This is a genomic window from Microbacterium sp. A20 (genome assembly GCF_004794515.1).
Lineage (GTDB): Bacteria > Actinomycetota > Actinomycetes > Actinomycetales > Microbacteriaceae > Microbacterium.
Genome location: NZ_SSDF01000068.1, coordinates 1 through 7609 on the forward strand (window position 1 = coordinate 1; position 7609 = coordinate 7609).

General features: G+C 69.8%; 5 protein-coding genes. All 5 read right to left on the reverse strand.

Annotated elements, in window-relative coordinates:
* The coding region (locus tag DW298_RS06905) for an Ig-like domain-containing protein (protein WP_240745041.1) at positions 1-2570 on the reverse strand (2570 nt) is incomplete at its 3' end.
* A 309-nt stretch (positions 2571-2879) separates the two neighbouring features.
* Positions 2880-3455 (reverse strand): biotin transporter BioY, encoded by a 576-nt coding sequence (locus DW298_RS06910; protein WP_136041720.1) that lies wholly within the window; start codon positions 3453-3455, stop codon positions 2880-2882.
* Between the two features lie 100 nt (positions 3456-3555).
* On the reverse strand, positions 3556-4977 hold the full coding sequence (locus tag DW298_RS06915; protein WP_136041721.1) for an MFS transporter: 1422 nt from the start codon (positions 4975-4977) through the stop codon (positions 3556-3558).
* Between the two features lie 68 nt (positions 4978-5045).
* Positions 5046-6155: a beta-propeller fold lactonase family protein gene (locus tag DW298_RS06920; protein ID WP_136041722.1), complete on the reverse strand. Its 1110-nt coding sequence runs from the start codon at positions 6153-6155 to the stop codon at positions 5046-5048.
* 11 nt (positions 6156-6166) lie between these two features.
* Entirely contained in the window at positions 6167-7453 is a 1287-nt protein-coding gene (locus tag DW298_RS06925; RefSeq protein WP_136041723.1) for an adenylosuccinate synthase, read from the reverse strand.
* Positions 7454-7609 lie beyond the last annotated feature (156 nt).

Genomic DNA, 7609 nt, shown 5'->3' on the forward strand with positions numbered 1-7609 from the left:
GCGTCCGCATCCGCGTCATCGATCGTGAACGAGACCGTCGCGCTGCCGACCGTCGTCGGCGACGTCAGCGTGGCCGTGTACGTGCCGTCGCCGTTGTCCGTGACGGCCGAAAGGGTGCCGGCCGTCGTCGACAGCTCCACCACCTCGCCCGCATCAGCGACGACATTGCCGTTCGCATCGAGCAACGTCACCGTGATCGTCGACGTACTCGTGCCGTCCGCCGTGATCGACGTCGGAGACGCCACGATCGTCGACGTGCCCACATCCGCCGCACCGGCGACGAAAGTGACCGACGCGGTGCCCGCGCCCGCCGTATCGTCGAGCTCGAACCCGATTGTGGATGTTCCCGCGACGAGAGAACTCAGCGTCGCCGTGTACGTGCCGTCGCCGACGTCGGTGACGGTACCGAGCGTGCCGACACCCGCGGTGACCGACATCGTCACATCGGCTCCGGTCGTTCCCGTGGCATTCCCGTACTCATCGCGGAGCGTGACCGTGACCGTCGACACACTCGTGCCGTCGGCTGTGACACTCGTGGGCGCCGCCACGATGGTGGAGTCCGCGGCGGTCGGCGCGCCGGGAGTGAAGACGACGGCGTCGGTGTCGGTCGCGGGCGCGGAGTCGAGGGTGAATCCGACCGTGGCTGTGCCCGTGAGAGTGGACGAGAGGGTCGCCGTGTACGTGCCGTCGTCGTTGTCCGTGACGGGCGCACTGATCGTGCCGAGGTCCGTCGTCATCACCACGGTGTGCCCGGCGCCGGCGCTGCCGAGGGCGTTGCCGTTGACGTCGCGCACGGTCACCGTGACCAGAGTGGAATCGCCCGCGGTCAGAGTCGGTGAGGCCGCAGCGATCGTCGACCCGGTGGCGGATGCCGCGCCCGGTGCGAAGGTCACCGTGGCGGTACCCGTGCCCGGAACCCCGTTGACGGTGAACCCGAGGGTCGCCGAACCCGCGGTGGTCGGCGAGGTCAGGGTGGCCGAATAGGTGCCGTCTCCGTGGTCGAGAACTCCGCCGAGAGTTCCTCCACCGGCGTTCTTGACGATGGTGACCGTGTCCCCGCCATCGACGATGGGTTGTCCGTTCGCGTCACGAAGCGTGACCGTGACGGTCGAGGTCGTGACGCCGTCAGCCGTGATCGTCGGCGGCGCCGCGGCGATCGTCGAGTCTCCGGGATCGGCGACCCTCACGCCGAAGGTGAGGAACTCACCGCTCGCAGGCGTGGGGATCGTCCCGACGTAGTACCCGCTCTGGAGCGTGAGCGGTGTGGTCGTCACCGGTCCGCCGAAGGTGGCACTCGCTCCGCTCACGGCGTAGAGAGTGCGCGCATTGGCCGGCAGCGTGACCCCCGATGCGGGGACCCGCACCGAGACCTGGGCCGGGCTGCTCCCCGCGGTCTGCACGCGCCACACACGCGCCATCCGGTCGGTCACGCCTGCCGTGGCAGGGGTCGTGATCGCCGTGGAACCGTTGTCGTCGCCGATCGTCACCGAGGCGAGGTCGGTCAGCGCGGTGGTCGGGGCCGTCGGCGTGATCGTGCCGGTGAAGTCATAAGCGCCCGCCGCCAGGGTCACGGGCAGAGTCGTGCTCGTGGACGCCTGCGACACACGCTGGTCGAAGTCCGACACGGAGTCCCGCGCGATCACCGTGACGTTGTTCTGGTAGGCGACCGGCGCGCTCCAATACGTCGTTCCGGCGGAGTTCACCGATGCCACCGAGGTGTTCCCACCCGGCGCGTTGTCGACGTCGCCGAGGGTCGTTCCGTACTTCGCGGCGAGATAGGACTGGATGCGCGCGTTGGCGGCCGCATCATCGTTCGGTGCACCGGCGACCCCGATCACCTCGGCGATCGTGCCGCGGAAGGGTCCCGCCCCGGTGTTGATCAGTGCGCCGATCGCCAACGGCGCGGCGGTGTCATCCATGGTGCTGGTGAAGTTCCCGCCGTTCACCCCGGCCAACCAACCGGACGACCCGTTCGCGACGCCCTGGTTGTGGTAGATGCGGATCAGCTTGGGGCCGGGCGCCGTGCCTCCCGTGATGCCGCCCACCGGGGCATAGGCCTGACCCGATGCTCCTTGCAGCACTCCACCGTTGTTGTAGGCCATCCACCGGTCGAAGCTCGCGCCGTTCGGGACACCGTCGTCAGAGCTGAGGATGAAGCCGCTGCGGGTCGCATCGGGAACGGCCACGGCCCAGTACGAATACTTCCCCTTGCCCGCCGTCGTGTACGACGTGTCGATGTTCGACGCGAACCATCGAGACGTGGTCCCGTCGAAGAAGCGGAGGGAGGGGTTGAAGTTGGGCCCGGCGACGTTGTACGTCGGACGATTCGCGGCCGTCGTCTGGGAGATGGTGTTGGCGGGAACCGCTTGATCCGTCCAGGTCTGCACGGGAGTCCCGGTGGCGGACGCGCCTGTCCCCCGGTCCGCGCGCAGCCAGAAATCGGTGCCCGTCGTCCCGCCGGGAGTTGCAGCGGCCGGAACGGCTGTGACCGCCCACAAGCTCGCGGCGACCAGCGCCGTGACCAGGACGGACGCACTCGCCCTGCCGAGACCTCGCTTCGAACCGAACATGGTGAGCCCTCCTCGGGCCACCCACGCTGGCGACCGCTAACCTTCAGGTTGCTGTTTCCTGAAAGCCGCCCCCACACCGACCCCCGACGGCTGGATCCCCGAGAGGCAGCCTTCAACGAACTGCCGTGACGGAGGTCTTCGTCCTCAGTATGCACTTTTCCACCGGAATGGGAAGCCCTGCGCATCACATTCGGCGGGGATCATGTCACGGGACCAAAGTCCGTCGGGTAACACGCTACCTTACGACCGAGGGGTTTCGGTAGCCTCTTCTTCGTGGCCCCGCACCCCGCCGCTCGCTGTGAAGCCCCGTCAGACGGCGGGTGCGAGCGGGCGACGATCGGCGAAAGCCCGCGGATACGCGCGGCGCAGGGCGACGACGATCACCGTGGCGGCCGCGACCTTGATCAGGTCTCCGGGAAGGAAGACGAGGCTCGACAGCGCGGTGAGGTCGAGCGGGACTCCGGTGACGAGGGCCTGCACCGGGATGCCGAACGCGTACACGACGAGGACCCCGCCGACGAGGGCAGCCGCGGCCGCACGCCACCAGGCGAAGCGTCCGGTGCGCATGATGAGCCCGATCACGATCACCCCGGCGATCCAGCCGATCATGTAGCCCACGGTCGGTCCGACGAAGACGCCGAGACCACCGCGACCACCGGCCAGCACCGGGAGCCCGACTGCGGCGAGCGCCAGCACGAGGACGATCGACCACGGAGCGATCCTCGGTCCGAGCACGAGGCCGGCCAGCATGACGCCGAGCGTCTGCCCCGTGATCGGCACCCCGCCCGGCAGCGGGACGACGACCGTGCCGAGCACGATGATGAGGGCGGCGAACACGGCCACCCGTCCGAGGGTGGCACTGGCGTCTGGGGTCGAAGCGGTCATCGCTCATCCTTCCTGAACGGTGTTCACCTGAACACCGTTCATCAGAGTAGGGATGCCGCGACTCCGACGCAAATCCCCGCGGCAGCGGCCGCGCGGGCGATCACCCCACCGGCGTCTTCTCTGCGCTCGACTCGTCGTCGACCGCATCCGACCCAGCCGCTCGGCTGCGGATCCGCGGCGCGAGGAGCGCCGCCGCACCCGCGACCGCCGCGGCCAGCACGAACACCCCGAGGAATGGATCCCCGGCCGCAAGCGCCGTGAACAGGGTCCCGGTGACGGCGAGGGCGAGGGCACTCCCGAACGAGTCGGCGACCGTCATCGCCCCGCTGTTGAATCCCTGACTCTCCGGCGTCGACATCGCGAGCGTGAGCGCGCTGGTGCGCGGGCTCATCAGCCCCATCCCGAGCCCGGCGATGACCCAGGCGACCGCGACCATGAGGGCGTCCCACGCGAAGCCCGCCGTCACCACCGTCAGCACGATGCCGACGAGCACGAGGATGGTCCCCACCTGCACGGCCGTCGCGCTCGATAGTCGAGCACCCATCCGCCCCTGGACCGTGGCGGCCACGGACCAGGCGAGCGCGCCGCCGGTCAGCGAGAGGCCCGCGAGTGTCGGCGACAGCGCGTAGCGATCGGTCAGCAGGTACGGCAGATAGACCTGCGCCCCGAAGAACGCGGCAGCCGCGACCCCGCGGACGAGGATGACCGACGGCAGGCCGCGGCGCGCGCGAAGCGTGCCGCGCGGGACCAGAGGCCGCACCGCGATCAGGGCGACGACCACCGCTGCGGCCGCCAGCACCGGACCCACGCCGGGAATGTCGCCGACCAGGTTCAACGCGAGCACGGCCACCGCGGCAAGCACCGACCAGCCGAGCCTTCCGAACGCCCACGGCGTCGTCGCATCACCGTCGTTCGAGAGCCCGCGCAGGGCGGGGATCACCATCAGCAGTGCCACGAGCACGAGGATCACCACACCGAGGAAGACCCAGTGCCAGCTCCAGAGCTCGGTCACCGCCCCCGCGACCGTCGGGCCGACGAGGGACGGGATGACCCAGGCCGCCGCGAACCCGGCGAAGATCGCCGGGTGGAGTTCCTGCGGGTAGACGCGGGCGACCACGACATAGAGCGCCACCATGAGCCCGCCGCTGCCGAGGCCCTGCGCGAACCTGCCGGCGACGAGGACCTCCATGCTCGGCGCGAGCCCCGCGACGAGCAGGCCGACGACGAACATCGCCACGGCCGTGTACAGCGGGGCCACCGGGCCGTGTCGATCGGCCCAGTTCCCGGCGATCACCATGCCGATCACGCCGGTCGCGAGGGGGCCGGCGAACGCAAGTGCATACAGCCGCTCGCCACCGAGGTCGGCGCTCACCGTCGGCATCACGGTGGTGACGGCCAGCGATTCGAACGCCCCGAGGAACACCAGGGCGCACGCGCCGATGGTGATCCAGACGTACTGACTGTTCAGGATGCGCGGGGCGGCCGCGGCGGGCGCGGGCGTATGCCCGGTCTCTGTGGTCATGAAGACGACGCTAGAACCTCAAGTGAAGTTGAGGTCAAGCGCGGGTTTCGCGATGCGACGGCGGGCGGTCAGCGCACCGGGAGCAAGTGCGTCGGCGTCGGGACCTGCGCCTCATGACGGATGCCGAGGGGCGCGCCCGTGCGCTCGTCGAGGTCGAGCAGCGTGATCGTGTCGGAGCGCTGCCCGGCGACGAGCAGCTTGCCCTCGTGCACCAGGTGGTGGCGCGGCCAGTCCACGCCCGAATCGGCGAGCGCGACCGACTCGAGCGCCTCGCCCCCGCCGCGCACGCGCAGCGCCGCGATGGTGTTGCTGCCGCGCAGGGCCGTGTAGAGGAAGTTCCCGTCGCGGGTGCGGGCGAGCTCCGCCGGGAAGTCCGTTCCCACCTCGGCGATCGGGCTCGACAGGGTCACCGACACGACACTCCACGTGCCGTTCGCCGCCCGAGCGAGCGTGAACACTTCGCACGAATACTCCGTCACGACGTGCAGGTGTCCGCTGGGGTGCAGGACCATGTGCCGCGGCCCGGTGCCGAGGGGCAGCACGACCTCGTGGTCGAGAGTCAGACCGGCGCCGCTCTGCCGCCAGAACCGGACGAGGTCGAAACCGAGGTCGGTCGTGGCGATGCGGCCGTCGGGGAGGAACACCGCGGCGTGGGCATGCGAGACGCGGTCGCCACCCACCGCGTACGGGTCGATCGCCGCGACGCCGTCGCCGGGCGGGGTCGCGGCCGGTGCATCCAGGTCGACATCGTCGCCGAACAGGGCCGCGCGGAGCGCTGCCGCAGCATCCGGCTTCGCGGGCAGGATGCGACCCTCCGGATCGAGGTCGAACCGCACCACACGACCGTCGCCGTAGCAGCTGGCGACCAGCGCCGAGCCGTTCGGGGAGACGGCCACGTGACAGACGCTCTCGCCGACCGCCGCGGGCGCACCGAGCGGGGCGAGCACGCCTTCACCGGTGCGGACGAACGCCTGCACCTCCGCGTCGCCCTCGAGCGCCGCGTAGACGACGTCGAGGGTCGGATGCTGCGCCAGCCACGACGGCGACGGTGTCTGCGTGACCGCGCCGCGGTAGGCGAGCGTCGAGGCCTCGCGGCCCTCATCCCCCGCGAGCAGGCCGATGCCCTCGGCTGATCCATCCATGTCGGCGCCGTAGCCACCGAGCCAGAATCGCGTCATGGAGCGTCGGGTCAGTCGAGCAGGCCGTGGCGGACGACGACCTGATCGCGCTCGGGGCCGACCCCGATCACCGAGATGCGGGTGTTGCTCATCTTCTCGAGCGCCAGCACGTAGTCCTGCGCGTTCTTCGGCAGGTCCTCGAAGGTGCGTGCGACCGAGATGTCCTCGCTCCAGCCCGGGAAGTACTCCAGGATCGGCTTCGCGTGGTGGAAGTCGGTCTGGTTGACCGGAACCTCGTCGAACCGCTCGCCGTCGACGTCGTAGGCCACGCACACCGGGATCTGCTCGAGGCCGGTGAGGATGTCGAGCTTGGTGAGCACGAGGTCGGTGATGCCGTTGATGCGCGTCGCGTAGCGGGTGATGGGCGCGTCGTACCAGCCGACCCGGCGCGGACGGCCGGTGGTGGTGCCGAACTCGAAGCCCTGCTTGCGCAGCCACTCACCCTGCTCGTCGAACAGCTCGGTCGGGAACGGGCCCGAGCCGACGCGGGTCGTGTACGCCTTGACGATGCCGACGATGCGGTCGAGCGCACCGGGTCCGACGCCCGCGCCGGTCGCCGCGCCTCCGGCCGTGGCCGACGACGACGTCACGAACGGGTAGGTGCCGTGGTCGATGTCGAGCATGGTGGCCTGGCCGCCCTCGAACACGACGACCTCGCCGCGCTCGAGCGCCTGGGCGATGAGGTAGCCGGTGTCGGCGACCATCGGCCGCAGCCGCTCGGCGTACGAGAGCAGGTCTTCGACGACCTCGTCGGCGGTGATCGCGCGACGGTTGAAGATCTTCACCAGCAGGTGGTTCTTCTGGTCGAGCGCACCCTCGACCTTCTGACGCAGGATGTTCTCGTCGAACAGGTCCTGCACACGGATGCCGACGCGGTTGATCTTGTCGGCGTATGCCGGACCGATGCCGCGACCGGTCGTGCCGATCATCCGCTTGCCGAGGAAGCGCTCGGTGACCTTGTCGAGCGTGCGGTGGTACTGCGTGATGATGTGCGCGTTCGCGCTGACCTTGAGCCGCGACACGTCGATGCCGCGAGCGGAGAGCGCCTCGAGCTCGAAGAACAGGACCTCGAGGTCGACCACCACGCCGTTGCCGATCACGGGCGTCACGCCGGGCGAGAGGATGCCGGAGGGCAACAGGTGCAGGGCATACTTCTCGTCGCCGACGACGACGGTGTGCCCGGCGTTGTTGCCGCCGTTGAACTTCACCACCCAGTCGGTGCGCTCACCGAGAAGATCGGTGGCCTTGCCCTTTCCTTCGTCGCCCCACTGCACGCCGACGATAACGATTCCTGGCATGGGTATCCCCCTGGCTTTCGCCGGGTTCGCACCGGCCGATGAGCTGGCCCTCTTCGGGCGGTCCCATCCTATCGAAGGGTTCCGGTGCGCCCTTTCGGCGGGTTCCGGTCGCAGCCTGCGGGTTCCGGTCGCAGCCTGCGGGTTCCGGTCGCAGCC

Coding starts and splice junctions, on each gene's coding strand:
- DW298_RS06910 (WP_136041720.1), bottom strand. CDS start 3,455: ATGACCGCTTCGACCCCAGACGCCAGTGCCACCCTCGGACGGGTGGCC.
- DW298_RS06915 (WP_136041721.1), bottom strand. CDS start 4,977: ATGACCACAGAGACCGGGCATACGCCCGCGCCCGCCGCGGCCGCCCCG.
- DW298_RS06920 (WP_136041722.1), bottom strand. CDS start 6,155: ATGACGCGATTCTGGCTCGGTGGCTACGGCGCCGACATGGATGGATCA.
- DW298_RS06925 (WP_136041723.1), bottom strand. CDS start 7,453: ATGCCAGGAATCGTTATCGTCGGCGTGCAGTGGGGCGACGAAGGAAAG.